Source organism: Ruegeria sp. BG6 (genome assembly GCF_056538465.1).
Window position 1 is genome coordinate 58128 of record NZ_JBQFTB010000003.1, and the last position, 14660, is coordinate 72787.

Here is a 14660-nt window from a genome sequence, read left to right on the forward strand (position 1 = left end):
ATTCCCTTACCCCTTCATCATATTGACGTCTTCAACCGCGATGGTGCCACGGTTGCGGAAGAAGCAGACCAGAATGGCCAGACCAATCGCCGCCTCGGCCGCCGCCACGGTCAGCACGAACAGCGTGAACACCTGCCCGACCAGATCGCCCAAGAAACTGGAAAACGCCACGAGGTTGATATTCACCGCCAACAGCATCAGCTCGATGCTCATCAGCAGGATGATGACGTTCTTGCGGTTCAGGAAGAGACCGAAGATGCCGATGACGAACAGCGTCGCCGCGACCGTAAGATAGTGTTCAAGTCCGATCATCGTCTCAAAGTCCCTGCCCCGGTTTCACGTCCTTCAACTCCATCGCCTTGGCTGGGTCGCGCATCATCTGGCCGACGATGTCCTGACGCTTGATGTCCTGACGGTGGCGCAGGGTCAGCACGATGGCGCCGATCATGGCCACCAGCAGGATCAGGCCTGCCAGTTGGAACAGAAGGAAGTATTGATCGTAAAGAATTACACCCAGTGCCTCGGTGTTGTGGCGGTCTGCCGGGACCGGTTGTGCCAGATTGGCCGCTGCGCCCTGAGCGCTGTCCCAGGCCCCAAAGGCCATGACGAACTGCATCAGGATGACCAGACCGATCAGCAGAGCCAGCGGCATATAGCGCGCCATCTCAGCCTTGAGCTCAGCAAAGTCTACGTCCAGCATCATCACCACGAAGAGGAACAGAACCGCGACCGCGCCGACATAAACGATGATCAGCAGCATCGCCACGAATTCCGCCCCCAGCAGCACGAACAGTCCCGCCGCGGACAGGAAGGACAGGATCAGCCACAGCACCGAGTGCACCGGTTGTCGGCTGATCACCGTGAACAACCCGCCGGTAATGGCGCTGATGGCAAACAGATAGAAGGCAAAGACGGTCATTGATCCTCATCCTCGTTATCGCCCATGACCTCTTGCGCCAGATCCAGCGCGCGGGTCATGGCCGGGATGCCGGCAAAGACCGACATCTGACCGATCGTTTCCACGATCTCTTGTTTCTTGGCACCAGCCTCAAGCGCGTGGCGGACAGTCTGCCGAACCGCTGAGTCCGCCTGTGCGCCCTGACAGGTCAACCCGGCCAGCGTCAGCAGCAGGCGGGTCTTAGCGTCCAGCCCGTCCTTGTTGACGGTGTTGCCGAACATCATCTCCATGACCTCTTTGGGCATGGTCGGCCACAGCGCTTCGAAACCCTTGGGCGAGAAATTCTCCATCGCCGGGTTCATCGCCTTGGCCATGTCCTGAGCCTGCTTCATCATCAGCTCGAACGGATTTGTCGGGCTGTCACTCATCTGTACGGCGCGTCCATTTCCAGATTGCGGGCAATTTCGGCTTCCCAGCGTTCACCGTTCGACAGGAGTTTTTCCTTGTCGTAGAACAACTCTTCCCGGGTTTCTGTCGCGAATTCAAAGTTCGGGCCTTCGACGATTGCATCGACCGGGCAGGCCTCTTGGCAGAAGCCGCAATAGATGCACTTGGTCATGTCGATGTCATAGCGCGTGGTGCGGCGGCTGCCATCTTCGCGCGGCTCGGCGTCGATGGTAATGGCCTGCGCCGGACAAATCGCCTCGCACAGTTTGCAGGCGATGCAGCGTTCTTCGCCATTCGGATAGCGGCGCAGAGCGTGTTCCCCCCGGAAACGTGGCGACAGAGGGCCCTTTTCATGCGGGTAGTTCAAGGTGGCCTTGGGCGCGAAGAAGTACTTCAGCCCCAGTTTCATACCGACCCAGAAATCCTGCAGCAGGAAATACTTGGCAGCGCGGGTGTAGTCGATCTGGGTCATTTACTTTTCCTCTACCATCCGACGACACGAAAAATCGATGGCTTCAACAACTGCACGACTGTCAATTCCATCAATCCGTCCCAACCGGCCCGCTGACGAAGTGACATCGAAGTTCTTTTCCAGATACTCACCCACGCAATCGGCAAACCACGACTTTTCAGAGTTATCCAGCTGTTCCCAAGTCCGCGCAAAGTCTTTAGCCGCCATACTCAGCCTCCTACGCTCCAACGGGCAAAGGCGCCCCAGAACCAGTCAAATTTCGCCGCGAAGGCCACGAAGACCACCCAGCCCAGCGAGAACGGCAGGAACACTTTCCAGCCCAGCCGCATCAGCTGGTCATAGCGGTAGCGGGGCGTGATCGCCTTGACCATTGCGAAGATGAAGAAGAAGAACGCCATCTTGGCGACCATCCACAGCACGCCGTCGGGCAGGCCCGGGATCGGAGACAGCCAGCCGCCGAAGAACAACAGCGAAGTCAGCGCGCACATCAGGAAGATGGCGATGTATTCGCCGGCCATGAACAGCAGGAAGGGCGTTGCCGAATATTCGACCTGATAGCCGGCAACCAGTTCCGATTCCGCCTCGGGCAGGTCGAAGGGCGGGCGGTTGGTTTCGGCCAGCGCCGAGATAAAGAACAGGAACACCATCGGGAAATGCGGCAGCCAGTACCAGCTGAAGAAGCCGAACGAGCCATCCTGCGCCCGAACGATATCACCGAAATTCATCGAACCGGTCGAAATGATGATGCCGATAATTATCAGGCCGATCGAGACCTCATAGGAGATCATCTGCGCGGCGGACCGCAGCGAGCCCAGGAACGGGTACTTTGAGTTCGACGCCCAACCGCCCATGATCACGCCATAAACTTCCAACGAAGACACGGCGAAGACATAGAGGATGGCGACGTTGATATCCGACAGAACCCAGCCATCGTTGAACGGGATCACCGCCCAGGCGATCATCGCCAGAACGAAGGACGTCAGCGGCGCAAGGATGAAAACCGTGCGGTCAGCGCCTGCCGGGATCACGACCTCTTTCACCACATATTTCAGCGCATCCGCCACCGATTGCAAAAGGCCATAGACGCCGACCACGTTGGGGCCGCGGCGCATCTGGACAGCAGCCCAGATCTTGCGGTCGCCGTAGACAAGGAACAACAGCGAAATCATCACAAAGGCAACGACTGCAAGCACTTGCGCCAGAATGATGATGGCTATTCCGCCTGGGGTGTTAAAGAAATCAGCCATTGGTCCTCACACCGTGGGTATTCCGTTTTCCGCGAACGATGCAAAGGCCACGTGCCTGCGCAAACTGCGGCTGGGTCGGCGCGTTGGTGTAAACAGCATCCGCCGCCCATGCGCCACCCTTAATCTTGGGTTTCACACACAAATCAGGCGCAGCATACTGCCACCCGGCAGTCGCGTTGGCCCGCGATATGAAACAGCTCTGGTTCATTCCGCCGCGATCTTCTCGGCCTTGCGTGCCTGCGCCTGCGCCGAAAGCTCGGCCATCAGCTGCGAGGCCCGCGCAATCGGGTTGGTCAGGTAGAAATCCTTGACCGCGTTGCGGAAGGTCGCCGTGCCCAACGGGCCGGCATCCAGCGGCTGAACTTCATTTTCGACCACCTGATCGATCTGGGCCAGGTGCGGAACCGCTTCGACAAGCGCGGTGCGCAACTGCGCCAACGAGTCGAAGGGTAGCGTAGCACCCAGCTCGGCCGACAGGGCACGCAGGATCGCCCAGTTCTCTTTCGCCTCACCGGGCGCGAACCCGGCGCGCATGGCCAGTTGCGGGCGGCCTTCGGTGTTCACGAACAGGCCGTTTTCCTCGGTATAAGCGGCACCCGGCAGGATCACGTCGGCGCGATGCGCGCCGCGATCACCATGGCTGCCCTGATAGATCACGAAGGCGCCCTCACCGATCTCGACCTCGTCCGCGCCGAGGTTGTAGATCACGTCCGCCGCTGAAACGGCATCCATGCCACTTTCGTTGGTCGCATCCACATCCATCGCACCTACGCGCGAGGCGGCGGTATGCAGAACGATCAGACCGCTTTCCGTGTTTGCAGCAATGGTTTGTGCGGCGGCCAGAACGGCGGCGCCGTCCGCCTCTTGCAACGCACCTTGGCCAACAATGACCAGCGAGCGTTTGCCCTTGATCGTATCGTCGCCACCCATGTCCACGACCTTTTGCAGCGCCGTGCGGTCATCACCCACATGGTGATACCCATAGGTCAGGTCCACAGCGGGACCTACCAGTGCAACCTCGGCCCCGTGCGCCCAGGCCCTGCGAATCCGGGCGTTCAGAACCGGAGCCTCGTCACGCGGGTTTGTGCCGATCAGCAGAATGCGTTCGGCAGCGTCAATATCCTCGATCGCCGCAGTCCCGGCATAGGCCGCACGATTGCCCGCAGGCAGTTTGGCCCCGTCGGTGCGGCATTCAACAACACCACCCTGCCCTTCGATCATCTGTTTCAGAGCAAACGCAGCCTCGACCGGAGCCAGATCACCGACGATCCCAGCCGGTTTCTCGGCCCCTTTCAGCGCCTCGGCGGCCTTGTTCAGCGCCTCAGACCAAGAGGCCGGGCGCAGCTTGCCGTTCTCGCGCACATAAGGCTTGTCCAGACGCTGACGGCGCAGGCCGTCCCAGACGAAGCGGGTCTTATCGCTGATCCATTCCTCGTTCACCGCGTCATGGTTGCGCGGCAGAAAGCGCATGACTTCACGGCCCTTGGTATCCACGCGGATGTTCGAACCCAATGCATCCATAACGTCGATGCTCTCGGTCTTGGTCAGCTCCCACGGCCGCGCAGTGAAGGCATAGGGCTTCGACGTCAACGCCCCGACCGGGCACAGGTCGATAATGTTGCCCTGCAGGTTCGAATTCAGCGTCTGGTTCAGGTACGACGTGATCTCGGCATCCTCACCACGCCCGGTCTGGCCCATCTGGGTGATCCCGGCGACTTCGGTGGTGAAGCGTACGCAGCGGGTACAACTGATGCAGCGCGTCATCGCGGTGCCGACCAGCGGTCCAAGATCCAAATCATCCACCGCCCGCTTGGCTTCCTTGAAGCGCGTGCCCGACAGACCATAAGCCATCGCCTGATCCTGCAGGTCGCACTCGCCGCCCTGATCGCAGATCGGGCAATCCAGCGGGTGGTTGATCAGCAGGAACTCCATCACCCCTTCGCGGGCCTTCTTGACCATGGGCGAGTTCGTCTTGACCACCGGCGGCTGTCCTTCCGGCCCCGGGCGCAGATCGCGCACCTGCATCGCGCAGGAAGCCGCAGGTTTGGGCGGGCCGCCAACAACCTCGACCAGACACATCCGGCAGTTTCCGGCAATCGACAGGCGCTCGTGATAGCAGAAGCGCGGCACTTCGACTCCGGCCTGTTCACAGGCCTGGATCAGGGTCATCGCACCATCGACTTCGATATCCTGCCCGTCGATATTGATCTTGCGGAGGTCAGACATTCTCTAGTTCGCCCTCAAATACACGCCAATGGCGCTGTTTCTTTCGATTTCCGTCTGCCCCAGTGAGCAGAAGGACTTGGGGTTGTCATAAGACACACCGTTCTGGGACAGATACGCCTCGCCCTTGGCGCGCATCCGGTCCTTTTCGGAATCCGAGTCCACATAGGCGCGGATTTCCTGATCCGAGTACCCCAGTTTGTTCGCTTTGGATCGCAATCCCCACATCACTCCGATCGCTTTCATCCGGCGCCCGCTGATCGACGGGCAGTACTCCGAAATCTCGTTTGCGATGGCGATGAAGTAGAGTTCGTTGTCGATCTCTTTGACATCCCTCAAAGGCGGCTTGGCCTCTGCCACTATCGGGAAGGTTAATACTGAAATCAGAGCAACTGCCTTCGCGCCGAGCGTGATCCTTCCCATCGGTATGGAAGGTCCACAACGATGTTTTCTCCGGGCGCTAAGCAATAGCTGCCCGGTCAATCCGCCGCGATATGCAAAACCCTGCTTCATGGTCTCTGGCAGGTTCCTGCAAATGTCAGTTTGTCATCCGCGATGCGCAGATTCTGGGGTTCCGTATCAGGTCCGACTTTCCAGGCGATTCTGGACGATCCGAAGTTCTGAATACAGAACTTGGTACCTTCATAACGGCCGGCTTCGAGCGCTCCGTCCAACGACGCGGAAACACCTTTCACGGTCACGGTGAACTCGGCCGGCATGGCCTTTTTGTTTACCGCTTTCGCCTTGGCCCGGAAGGATTTGCCATCGAACGTGACCCGGTCATCCGGAGGTTTGACAAGGCCGCATGCCGTCACAAGCGACAAAGCCGCAATCGCCACTGTCAGCATCGATGCAGCTCTTGGCTTGCGGGTCGTATTTTCGCGTGCGCCTATCGACATCAGAACGCCGCCACCAATGCCATGAGACCGGTAAGGAACATGCAGGCCCATGCCACGACGTACAGCACGGAACGCAAACCGCTGTTGGGTTTGCCGACGCCGCGAATATGGACGAACAACATGACCAGTCTGGCAACCAATGCCACCGATGCGAAAAGGTTGACCCAGAACGGGCTTACACCCATCAAAATTGCGGCCACTGTAACAGCCAGAAACGCGGGCAGCGTCTCTGTGCCGTTCAGATAGGCCCGGTTCAGGCGGTAAGCCTTGTCCGAATAATCCTGATTCGGTGTCGCCCCCGGAGCCAGCCCTTTTCCCTGTTTGGCCAGCGCGGTGAACGGTGACAGAAACAGAACAACCAGGGTGAAAATCACCAAAGCGGCGATTGCGTGGGAATATTCGGCATAGATTTCCATTGAGTTCACTCCGCAGCCATCGCACCCATGCGGCCCGATTTCTGAGCCTTGATGCGATCCTCGATTTCTTCACGGAAGTTGCGGATCAGGCCCTGGATCGGCCAGGCCGCCGCGTCGCCAAGGGCGCAGATCGTGTGGCCTTCGACCTGTTTGGTCACGTCGAACAGCATATCGATCTCTTCCAGTTCCGCCTCGCCCTTAACCAGACGATCCATGACGCGCATCATCCAGCCGGTGCCTTCGCGGCAGGGCGTGCACTGGCCACAGCTTTCGTGCTTGTAGAACTTCGACAGACGCCAGATCGCCTTGATGATGTCAGTGGACTTGTCCATCACGATCACCGCCGCCGTACCAAGCCCCGATCCCAGATCGTTGCGCAGATGGTCGAAATCCATGATTGCATCGCGCATGTTCTCGCCGCGTACGCAAGGCACCGAGGATCCGCCGGGGATCACCGCCAGCAGATTGTCCCAACCGCCGCGAATGCCACCGCAATGGGTTTCGATCAGTTGTTCGAACGGGATCGACATGGCCTCTTCAACCACGCAGGGGTTGTTCACATGGCCAGAGATCGCAAACAGCTTGGTGCCCGCGTTGTTCTGGCGGCCGAAGCCCGCGAACCAGTCGGCCCCACGGCGCAGTATCGTCGGCACCACAGCAATCGATTCCACGTTGTTCACCGTGGTCGGACAGCCGTAAAGACCCGCACCTGCCGGGAACGGAGGTTTCATCCGCGGCATACCCTTCTTGCCCTCAAGGCTTTCGATCAGGGCGGTTTCCTCGCCGCAGATATAGGCGCCGGCACCATGATGCAGGAATAGGTCGACATCCCAGCCCGAACCAGCGGCGTTCTTTCCCAGCAAGCCAGCGTCATAGGCTTCGTCAATCGCGGCCTGCAGCGCCTCACGCTCGCGGATATATTCGCCACGCAGGTAGATGTAACAGGTGTGCGCGTTCATTGCGAAGGACGCGATCAGGCAGCCTTCGATCAGGGTATGCGGATCGTGGCGCATGATCTCGCGGTCCTTGCATGTGCCGGGCTCGGATTCATCTGCGTTCACAACCAGATAGGCCGGGCGCCCATCGCTTTCCTTTGGCATGAACGACCATTTCAGACCGGTCGGGAAACCCGCACCACCACGACCACGCAGGCCCGAGTCCTTCATGGTCTGGATGATCCAGTCGCGCCCCTTTTCGATCAGGCCAGCGGTGCCGTCCCAATGCCCCCGGGCCTGCGCGCCTTTCAGCGTGCGCTCATGCATCCCGTAGATGTTGGTAAAGATCCTGTCCTGATCCTTCAGCATCATTCGTTACCTTCAGCTGTCCTGACGCATGCGCCAGAGTTGAAAAATGTTCACGCCCGCATAGATGAATGCCGCCAACGCAGCAAAATCAAACAGCAGCGCGTGTCGCGCCGTCAATCCCAACGCGGGGCCGACAAACAAGTTCATGGCAAGCCAAATCGTCATCGTCACTGCGATGACGATACCGATATGTCGGCCCTTTCGGGCTATGGCCAGTTCTTTGTCCTTGTCCATCACACATTGATGCCCCGGATGGGCACCGGCTATCACTCTTCGTATGTGCCGTCTTTCTTGGCACGTTTCGCAAACTCGGTTTCTTCACCAGCGGCCAGCTTGCCCGCCTGCTCGATCCAGCCATCCCGTTCGATCCGGCCTTTGAACTTCAAACGCGCGTCGACCCAAGCCACCTGATCAGGTGTCCAGGCGGCGATCTGGTCAAAGTGGTAGAATCCCAGCTCGTTCAGCGTTTGCTCCAGCTTCGGCCCAACGCCTTTCAGCAGCTTGAGATCATCTGCCTTGCCATCCCGCGCAGCCGACAGCGTTTCAGGCGCATTTTCCTTGGCCTTCGCCTCAGCCGCCTGTTTCACTGCAGGCTTAGCCGGCGCAGGTGCTTTGGGAGGGTTTGGAGCCGCCTTGGTCGCGGCAGCCTTGCCATCCTTGCCCAGCCAGGGCGTCAGGATCGGCACTTCGGTTCCGTCGATCCGCTTGACTGTATCACCCAGATCCGTCGCCAATGCGACGCTGGCGTTATACTGCGTTCGGCCACTGTCATACTCGGTCAGGCTGGTCAGCCCTTTCAGGGGCTCAGCCGCATAGCGCCCGTTCTGCGGGCCCGGCGTCGGAACCTTGCCCGCCGCCAGATCGTCAATGATCTTGCCAAAGCTCTCGGCGGTCAGATCCTCATAGTAATCCTTGCCGATCTGCGCCATCGGAGCATTGGTGCAGGAGCCGAGGCATTCGACCTCTTCCCAGCTCAGCTTGCCATCGGCGGACAGTTCATGCGGCTTGGCGGCGATCTTTTCTTTGCAGACCGCAATCAGATCTTCGGCCCCGCAGATCATGCACGACGTCGTGCCGCAGACCTGAATGTGCGCAACAGATCCAACCGGTTGCAGCTGGAACATGAAGTAGAAAGACGCAACCTCAAGCACGCGAATATAGGCCATTCCCAGCATGTCGGCGACGGATTCAATCGCCGGGCGGCTCAGCCAGCCCTCTTGCTCCTGCGCACGCCACAGCAGCGGGATCACCGCGCTGGCCTGACGTCCCTCGGGGTATTTTGTGATCTGCGCTTCGGCCCATTGCTGGTTCGCAGCGGTGAAGGCAAAGCTTTCGGGTTGTTCGGGGTGAAGACGGCGGAGCATTAGCGGTCAATCTCTCCAAATACGACGTCCATGGTGCCGATAATGGCGGCAACGTCAGCCAGTTGGTGGCCCTTGGCTACGTGGTCCATGGCTTGCAGGTGCAGGAAACCCGGCGCGCGCAGTTTGGCGCGGTAGGGTTTGTTGGTGCCGTCGGCGACCAGATAAACGCCGAACTCGCCCTTGGGGGCTTCGACGGCGGCATAGACCTCGCCAGCGGATACGTGGAAGCCTTCGGTATACAGTTTGAAGTGATGGATCAGACTCTCCATCGAGGTCTTCATATCCGAGCGTTTCGGCGGGGTGATCTTGCCACGCGCCAAAACATCGCCGGGGCAATCACGGATTTTCAAGATGGCCTGACGGATGATGTGCAGCGACTGGCGCATCTCTTCCATGCGGCAGAGATAACGGTCATAGCAGTCGCCGTTCTTGCCAACGGGAATCTGGAATTCGAACTCGTCATAGCATTCATAGGGCTGCGCGCGGCGCAAGTCCCAGGCGAGGCCCGATCCGCGCACCATCACGCCCGAGAAGCCGTATTTCTGGATATCATCCTCGGTCACGACACCAATATCGGCGTTGCGCTGTTTGAAGATGCGGTTTTCGGTCAGCAGGCCGTCAATGTCATCGAGAACTGAGGGGAACTCATGGCTCCACGCCTCGATATCGTCCAGTAATTCCGGCGGCAGATCCTGATGTACACCGCCGGGACGGAAATAGGCCGCGTGCAGGCGCGCACCACAGGCGCGCTCGTAGAACACCATCAGCTTTTCGCGTTCTTCAAAGCCCCACAGAGGCGGCGTCAGCGCGCCGACGTCCATCGCCTGTGTGGTCACGTTCAGCAGGTGGTTCAGGATGCGACCGATCTCGGAATACAGAACACGGATCAGCGAGCCGCGACGTGGCACTTCCACACCGGTCAGCTTTTCGATGGCCAGACACCAGGCGTGCTCCTGGTTCATCGGGGCCACATAGTCCAGACGGTCGAAATACGGCAGGTTCTGCAGATACGTCCGGCTTTCCATCAGCTTTTCGGTGCCACGGTGCAGCAGGCCGATATGCGGGTCGCAGCGTTCGACGATCTCGCCGTCGAGCTCAAGCACCAAACGCAGAACTCCGTGCGCCGCAGGATGTTGCGGGCCGAAGTTGATGTTGAAGTTGCGGATCTTCTGTTCTCCGCTCAGCGCGTCCGTGCTGCCGTCATCATATCTTGAGCCGTCCATCAACGCCCTCGTTTCTTCTTTTTCGCCTCAGCCCGGACCCGGACCTTTTCGGCTTCGGCCGCTTTCGCCGCGGCCCCTGCAAGCAAGACGCCCAAGGCGCCCAAAACGATCAGTTCGCCCATCATGTCAGCGTCGCTCCATCTCTTGCAGCTTCATGGCCATCATCCACAAAAGGACAATGACCACTGGCGAAATCACGCAAGCGAACGCCCAGTTCTTGTTGATCCCGAAATGCGGCAACAGCTTGGTCATCGGAATGACCGTTGCAACCACCACGATAATCCAGATCAAGAACTCCATGATTACGTCTCCTGTTTTTCGTCCCCTGGCAGAATGTAGTTCGCACCTTCCCATGGGGACATGAAATCGAATTGACGATACTCCTGAACCAGCGACACGGGTTCATAGACCACGCGCTTCTGCGCTTCGTCATAGCGGACTTCTGTATAGCCAGTGGTCGGGAAATCCTTGCGCAGCGGATAGCCGCGGAAGCCATAATCGGTCAGGATGCGCCGCAGGTCCGGATGGCCCGAGAACAGGATGCCGAACATGTCGAACACCTCACGCTCGAACCAGTTGGCCGACGGGTGAACGTCCACGATCGAGGGCACCATGTCTTCCTCGCGGATCGAGACCCGCAGGCGGATGCGCTGGTTCTGGTACATCGACAGGAAGTGGTACACCACGTCGAAGCGCTTGGCCCGTTCCGGGTAGTCCACACCGGTGATGTCCACCAGCGTCGAAAACTTGCAGTTCGGATCGGACGTCAGGAATTCGACAAATTCCACAAGGTTCGACGGGGCCACATCAACGTTCAGCTCGCCGTGGGTGACATCCCAGGACAAAACGCAATCAGCCCGTTTCAGCTCTAACTGCGTGCCGAGTTCTTTGAGTGCTTCGCTCATCAGCTCTCTCCTCAGCGTACGATGGTGCCGGTGCGGCGGATTTTGCGCTGCAACTGCATCAGACCGTAAAGCAGGGCCTCAGCCGTCGGAGGGCAGCCCGGTACGTAGATGTCCACAGGAACTATCCGGTCACAGCCGCGAACAACAGAATAGGAATAGTGATAGTACCCACCGCCATTGGCGCAGGATCCCATCGAGATCACGTAACGCGGTTCCGGCATCTGGTCATACACCTTGCGCAGCGCCGGTGCCATCTTGTTGGTCAGCGTCCCCGCAACGATCATCACGTCGGACTGACGCGGAGAGGCGCGCGGAGCAATGCCAAACCGTTCGGCATCGTAGCGCGGCATCGAGGTGTGCATCATCTCAACCGCGCAGCAGGCCAGACCGAATGTCATCCAGTGCAGCGACCCGGTACGCGCCCAGTTGATGATGTCTTCGCTCGAGGTCAGCAGGAAGCCCTTGTCCTGCAACTCGGCATTGAGGGCCTGGGTGGCGACTTCCTTGTCGACGCCGGCGGTGTTTGCGCCCGTCATCACTCCCATTCCAGGGCCCCCTTCTTCCATTCATAGGCAAAGCCGATCGTCAGCACCGCCAGGAATACCATCATGGACCAGAAACCCACATCGCTGATGTCGCGGAAGCCCACGGCCCACGGAAACAGGAAGGCGATTTCCAGATCGAAGATGATGAAGAGAATCGAGACCAGATAGAATCGGACGTCGAATTTCATCCGCGCATCGTCGAAGGCATTGAAGCCACATTCATATGCGCTGACTTTTTCAGGATCAGGATTGCGAACAGCAAGCACCACAGCCGCAAGAATAAGGACGATTCCAAGGCCTACGGCGACGGCCAGAAACACCAGGATCGGGAGATACTCCCGCAACAGCTCTTCCACGAGTGGCTCCTTTCCTGCGCGTCCGGTCCCGGGCGCGCCGTCAATTGGCGTGTTGACTGGACATTCTCTATCCGTGCGGGGTCAGAGGGTCAACCAAGCACAGGCGGCGAATGCCGTATTAATCTGCATGCCTGACCCCGATACACCGCCCGGATTTCGCTTTATCCAACAAACGGGAACATGCTGCTAAACCTTACTATTCCATGCAGGTTTTCGTTTCTCGAAGAACGCACTGATTCCCTCTTGCGCCTCTTGTGTTTCCCACCTTTGGACCAGGGCGTTGATCGTGTGATCAATCACGGCATCGTCGATTTTCGGGCCCAACGCCTGAACAAGGCTTTTGGCGGACGCGACAGCCCCGGGCGCGCAGGACAGATAAGGTTCCACATGGGCTTCCACCGCGTCCTCCAGACCTTCGGCGGGCACAGTCTCAGCCAGCAGCCCAAGATCCACAGCCTCGCTCGCATCAAACAGGCGCGCGGACATGAAGACACGGCGCGCTCGCGCTTCGCCCATGCGAGCAACGACGTATGGCCCGATCGTTGCCGGGATCAGACCAAGGCGGGTTTCCGTCAGGCCCATCTTCAGGCTGTTCACACCGATCGCAATATCGCAGACGGCCGCCATGCCCACACCGCCCCCGAACGCGTTGCCCTGCAAGGCGCCAATCAACGGCTTGGGCAGGGTATTCAGGGCGTTCAGCATTTCGGCCAGCTTGCGTGCTTCGGTGAACCGTGTGGCGGGATCCGCTGCCATCTGGTCCTGCATCCAACCAAGGTCGCCCCCGGCGCAAAAGCTCTTTCCTGCCCCGGTCAGAACAACCAAGCGCACGTTTTCATCCTTGCCCAGCGCCGCTGCCGCGCTGGTCAGTTCCGCAATCATTTGCGCCGACATGGCGTTGTGCTTTTCGGGGCGGTTCAGGGTCAACCTGGCGACACCACGCTGATCAACTGCAATATCGATCGTTTCAAACATCGTTTTTCTCCTATGGGTCTTCACGGATCGCAGCCGCCAACAAGGTCGCCGCCTCGGCCGGATCTGTCTGCGCTGTGTCGATCCTGATATCGGGATTTGGAAACGGGTCGTATCTGCGCATCTCAACAGCCTGCCAGGTCGGCGGTGACCAATTGCGCAACTCGACCACGCGCTTTTCGACACGTTTTCGATGTTCGGTCTTGTCTGAGCACCAGAATTCCACATCAAGATGCCGCGCCCGGGCTTTCCCCGACACACCGCGCCAAGCGTTTCGCGTCAGGCTGATCGGGTTCACACAATCGGCTATCACATCAAACCTCTGCTGCAAGGCTCCAGTGGCAACGGCTTGTGCTGCGGCATAGCCGCCATCTGCAAGATCATCGACCTTCATATGCGACGACCGCATGGCGGTTTCGATCTGATCAATCCAAAGCCACAACGCACCTGTCCGCTCCGCAACCATTCGGGCAATTGTCGTTTTGCCAACACCCGGCAAACCGGACAGACACATCAAAACCGGCACTCAGGTGCCCCGCATCGAACGGGCCATCTCCGCCGCTTCCTGCAGGATCGCGACGTCCAGACCCGTGTCATAGCCCAACCGTTCAAGATGCGCCGCAACCGCCTCGGTCGCCACGTTCCCCGCCGCCCCCGGCGCGTATGGGCAGCCGCCCAAACCGCCGACCGCCGCATCGAAGACACGCACCCCGAGTGCCAGAGCGGCATCGATATTATCCATCGCCCGGCCATTCGTGTCATGAAAATGCCCCGCCAACCTTGTGACCGGCACCTGCTCGCGAACAGCAAGGATCATGCGCGCGATCTTGTCGGGCGTGCCCTGCCCGATGGTATCGCCCAATGAAATCTCATAGCAGCCGTGCGAAAACAGCACATCAGCCACTTCGGCGACTTTCTCCGGCGCTGTCGGTCCGTCATAGGGGCAGTCGGTCACGCAGGAAATATACCCGCGCACCGGCAAGTCGATATGGCGCGCTTCCTCCAGAATCGGCTCGAACCGCGCGATGGATTCCGCAATAGACGCATTGATGTTTGCCTTCGAAAACCCTTCGGATGCCGACGCGAATATGGCGATTTCGTCCGCATGTGCGGCAATCGCATCCTCATAGCCGCGCATATTCGGCGTCAAGGCAGCGTAGCGGACGCCAGCCGCGCGGGTAATGCCTGCCAAAACCGCTGCACTGTCAGCCATTTGCGGCACCCATTTCGGTGACACAAAACTCGCAACTTCGATGCGATTGAAGCCGGCATCGCTCAGGCGATTCACCAGCGCCACTTTCTCGGCCACGGGGATCTGGCGCTGTTCATTCTGTAGACCGTCCCGGGGCCCGACCTCAAAGATTTCGACTCTGTCACCCATTCCTGCGC

The 14660-nt window shown here is 59.3% G+C and carries 22 protein-coding genes; all 22 read right to left on the reverse strand.

What is annotated here, in order from left to right; translation table 11 throughout:
* Nucleotides 1-6 precede the first annotated feature (6 nt).
* The 22 genes from nuoK to ACR0JW_RS07345 all read right to left on the reverse strand — a co-directional run bounded on the left by nuoK (nucleotide 7) and on the right by ACR0JW_RS07345 (nucleotide 14652).
* Nucleotides 7-312, reverse strand: a complete 306-nt coding sequence (nuoK, locus tag ACR0JW_RS07240) for an NADH-quinone oxidoreductase subunit NuoK (RefSeq protein WP_005984024.1) — start codon at nucleotides 310-312, stop codon at nucleotides 7-9.
* A gap of 4 nt (nucleotides 313-316) precedes the next feature.
* Complete coding sequence (locus ACR0JW_RS07245; protein ID WP_170615376.1) at nucleotides 317-919, reverse strand: NADH-quinone oxidoreductase subunit J; 603 nt, start codon at nucleotides 917-919, stop codon at nucleotides 317-319.
* Entirely contained in the window at nucleotides 916-1326 is a 411-nt protein-coding gene (locus ACR0JW_RS07250; protein WP_010442761.1) for a carboxymuconolactone decarboxylase family protein, read from the reverse strand. Before ACR0JW_RS07250 ends, ACR0JW_RS07245 begins: the two co-directional genes overlap by 4 nt.
* Entirely contained in the window at nucleotides 1323-1817 is a 495-nt protein-coding gene (gene nuoI, locus ACR0JW_RS07255) for an NADH-quinone oxidoreductase subunit NuoI (protein ID WP_170677818.1), read from the reverse strand. The genes ACR0JW_RS07250 and nuoI overlap by 4 nt, the downstream gene beginning before the upstream one ends.
* On the reverse strand, nucleotides 1818-2024 hold the full coding sequence (locus tag ACR0JW_RS07260; RefSeq protein ID WP_170677820.1) for a hypothetical protein: 207 nt from the start codon (nucleotides 2022-2024) through the stop codon (nucleotides 1818-1820).
* A 2-nt stretch (nucleotides 2025-2026) separates the two neighbouring features.
* Nucleotides 2027-3064, reverse strand: a complete 1038-nt coding sequence (nuoH, locus tag ACR0JW_RS07265; RefSeq protein ID WP_170677822.1) for an NADH-quinone oxidoreductase subunit NuoH — start codon at nucleotides 3062-3064, stop codon at nucleotides 2027-2029.
* A gap of 204 nt (nucleotides 3065-3268) precedes the next feature.
* Complete coding sequence (gene nuoG / locus ACR0JW_RS07270) at nucleotides 3269-5290, reverse strand: NADH-quinone oxidoreductase subunit NuoG (protein ID WP_480713763.1); 2022 nt, start codon at nucleotides 5288-5290, stop codon at nucleotides 3269-3271.
* Nucleotides 5291-5293: 3 nt separating this feature from the next.
* Complete coding sequence (locus tag ACR0JW_RS07275; RefSeq protein WP_480713764.1) at nucleotides 5294-5710, reverse strand: DUF5333 domain-containing protein; 417 nt, start codon at nucleotides 5708-5710, stop codon at nucleotides 5294-5296.
* Between the two features lie 86 nt (nucleotides 5711-5796).
* Nucleotides 5797-6186 carry a hypothetical protein gene (locus ACR0JW_RS07280; RefSeq protein ID WP_480441354.1) on the reverse strand — a complete coding sequence of 130 codons (390 nt, stop codon included), beginning with the start codon at nucleotides 6184-6186 and terminating at the stop codon, nucleotides 5797-5799.
* Nucleotides 6186-6602: an MAPEG family protein gene (locus ACR0JW_RS07285; protein WP_170615366.1), complete on the reverse strand. Its 417-nt coding sequence runs from the start codon at nucleotides 6600-6602 to the stop codon at nucleotides 6186-6188. The genes ACR0JW_RS07280 and ACR0JW_RS07285 overlap by 1 nt, the downstream gene beginning before the upstream one ends.
* Nucleotides 6603-6607: 5 nt before the next feature.
* Entirely contained in the window at nucleotides 6608-7906 is a 1299-nt protein-coding gene (nuoF, locus tag ACR0JW_RS07290; RefSeq protein ID WP_170678561.1) for an NADH-quinone oxidoreductase subunit NuoF, read from the reverse strand.
* Nucleotides 7907-7918: 12 nt separating this feature from the next.
* Nucleotides 7919-8140, reverse strand: coding sequence for a DUF5337 domain-containing protein (locus ACR0JW_RS07295; RefSeq protein ID WP_170678563.1), 222 nt, complete (start codon nucleotides 8138-8140; stop codon nucleotides 7919-7921).
* Between the two features lie 32 nt (nucleotides 8141-8172).
* Complete coding sequence (gene nuoE / locus ACR0JW_RS07300) at nucleotides 8173-9270, reverse strand: NADH-quinone oxidoreductase subunit NuoE (protein ID WP_170824649.1); 1098 nt, start codon at nucleotides 9268-9270, stop codon at nucleotides 8173-8175.
* Complete coding sequence (locus ACR0JW_RS07305; RefSeq protein WP_170677828.1) at nucleotides 9270-10493, reverse strand: NADH-quinone oxidoreductase subunit D; 1224 nt, start codon at nucleotides 10491-10493, stop codon at nucleotides 9270-9272. Before ACR0JW_RS07305 ends, nuoE begins: the two co-directional genes overlap by 1 nt.
* Nucleotides 10493-10615 carry a hypothetical protein gene (locus tag ACR0JW_RS07310; protein WP_480713765.1) on the reverse strand — a complete coding sequence of 41 codons (123 nt, stop codon included), beginning with the start codon at nucleotides 10613-10615 and terminating at the stop codon, nucleotides 10493-10495. The genes ACR0JW_RS07305 and ACR0JW_RS07310 overlap by 1 nt, the downstream gene beginning before the upstream one ends.
* A 4-nt stretch (nucleotides 10616-10619) precedes the next feature.
* The gene (locus ACR0JW_RS07315; RefSeq protein ID WP_170615358.1) at nucleotides 10620-10793 is read right to left on the reverse strand and encodes a hypothetical protein; all 174 of its coding nucleotides are present in this window, start codon (nucleotides 10791-10793) and stop codon (nucleotides 10620-10622) included.
* 2 nt (nucleotides 10794-10795) lie between these two features.
* A complete protein-coding gene (locus ACR0JW_RS07320) occupies nucleotides 10796-11398 on the reverse strand; it encodes an NADH-quinone oxidoreductase subunit C (RefSeq protein ID WP_480713766.1) in 603 nt (200 codons plus the stop codon).
* Between the two features lie 11 nt (nucleotides 11399-11409).
* Entirely contained in the window at nucleotides 11410-11943 is a 534-nt protein-coding gene (locus ACR0JW_RS07325; protein ID WP_170615354.1) for a NuoB/complex I 20 kDa subunit family protein, read from the reverse strand.
* The gene (locus tag ACR0JW_RS07330) at nucleotides 11934-12299 is read right to left on the reverse strand and encodes an NADH-quinone oxidoreductase subunit A (protein ID WP_170615352.1); all 366 of its coding nucleotides are present in this window, start codon (nucleotides 12297-12299) and stop codon (nucleotides 11934-11936) included. The genes ACR0JW_RS07325 and ACR0JW_RS07330 overlap by 10 nt, the downstream gene beginning before the upstream one ends.
* 186 nt (nucleotides 12300-12485) lie before the next feature.
* On the reverse strand, nucleotides 12486-13274 hold the full coding sequence (locus tag ACR0JW_RS07335) for a crotonase/enoyl-CoA hydratase family protein (protein ID WP_170677832.1): 789 nt from the start codon (nucleotides 13272-13274) through the stop codon (nucleotides 12486-12488).
* Nucleotides 13275-13284: 10 nt separating this feature from the next.
* Entirely contained in the window at nucleotides 13285-13785 is a 501-nt protein-coding gene (locus tag ACR0JW_RS07340; RefSeq protein ID WP_480713825.1) for a P-loop nucleotide/nucleoside kinase family protein, read from the reverse strand.
* 12 nt (nucleotides 13786-13797) lie between these two features.
* Entirely contained in the window at nucleotides 13798-14652 is an 855-nt protein-coding gene (locus tag ACR0JW_RS07345) for a hydroxymethylglutaryl-CoA lyase (RefSeq protein ID WP_170677836.1), read from the reverse strand.
* Nucleotides 14653-14660: the final 8 nt, after the last annotated feature.

Coding starts and splice junctions, on each gene's coding strand:
- nuoK (WP_005984024.1), bottom strand. CDS start 312: ATGATCGGACTTGAACACTATCTTACGGTCGCGGCGACGCTGTTCGTC.
- ACR0JW_RS07245 (WP_170615376.1), bottom strand. CDS start 919: ATGACCGTCTTTGCCTTCTATCTGTTTGCCATCAGCGCCATTACCGGC.
- ACR0JW_RS07250 (WP_010442761.1), bottom strand. CDS start 1,326: ATGAGTGACAGCCCGACAAATCCGTTCGAGCTGATGATGAAGCAGGCT.
- nuoI (WP_170677818.1), bottom strand. CDS start 1,817: ATGACCCAGATCGACTACACCCGCGCTGCCAAGTATTTCCTGCTGCAG.
- ACR0JW_RS07260 (WP_170677820.1), bottom strand. CDS start 2,024: ATGGCGGCTAAAGACTTTGCGCGGACTTGGGAACAGCTGGATAACTCT.
- nuoH (WP_170677822.1), bottom strand. CDS start 3,064: ATGGCTGATTTCTTTAACACCCCAGGCGGAATAGCCATCATCATTCTG.
- nuoG (WP_480713763.1), bottom strand. CDS start 5,290: ATGTCTGACCTCCGCAAGATCAATATCGACGGGCAGGATATCGAAGTC.
- ACR0JW_RS07275 (WP_480713764.1), bottom strand. CDS start 5,710: ATGGGAAGGATCACGCTCGGCGCGAAGGCAGTTGCTCTGATTTCAGTA.
- ACR0JW_RS07280 (WP_480441354.1), bottom strand. CDS start 6,186: ATGTCGATAGGCGCACGCGAAAATACGACCCGCAAGCCAAGAGCTGCA.
- ACR0JW_RS07285 (WP_170615366.1), bottom strand. CDS start 6,602: ATGGAAATCTATGCCGAATATTCCCACGCAATCGCCGCTTTGGTGATT.
- nuoF (WP_170678561.1), bottom strand. CDS start 7,906: ATGCTGAAGGATCAGGACAGGATCTTTACCAACATCTACGGGATGCAT.
- ACR0JW_RS07295 (WP_170678563.1), bottom strand. CDS start 8,140: ATGGACAAGGACAAAGAACTGGCCATAGCCCGAAAGGGCCGACATATC.
- nuoE (WP_170824649.1), bottom strand. CDS start 9,270: ATGCTCCGCCGTCTTCACCCCGAACAACCCGAAAGCTTTGCCTTCACC.
- ACR0JW_RS07305 (WP_170677828.1), bottom strand. CDS start 10,493: ATGGACGGCTCAAGATATGATGACGGCAGCACGGACGCGCTGAGCGGA.
- ACR0JW_RS07310 (WP_480713765.1), bottom strand. CDS start 10,615: ATGGGCGAACTGATCGTTTTGGGCGCCTTGGGCGTCTTGCTTGCAGGG.
- ACR0JW_RS07315 (WP_170615358.1), bottom strand. CDS start 10,793: ATGGAGTTCTTGATCTGGATTATCGTGGTGGTTGCAACGGTCATTCCG.
- ACR0JW_RS07320 (WP_480713766.1), bottom strand. CDS start 11,398: ATGAGCGAAGCACTCAAAGAACTCGGCACGCAGTTAGAGCTGAAACGG.
- ACR0JW_RS07325 (WP_170615354.1), bottom strand. CDS start 11,943: ATGGGAGTGATGACGGGCGCAAACACCGCCGGCGTCGACAAGGAAGTC.
- ACR0JW_RS07335 (WP_170677832.1), bottom strand. CDS start 13,274: ATGTTTGAAACGATCGATATTGCAGTTGATCAGCGTGGTGTCGCCAGG.
- ACR0JW_RS07340 (WP_480713825.1), bottom strand. CDS start 13,785: ATGTGTCTGTCCGGTTTGCCGGGTGTTGGCAAAACGACAATTGCCCGA.
- ACR0JW_RS07345 (WP_170677836.1), bottom strand. CDS start 14,652: ATGGGTGACAGAGTCGAAATCTTTGAGGTCGGGCCCCGGGACGGTCTA.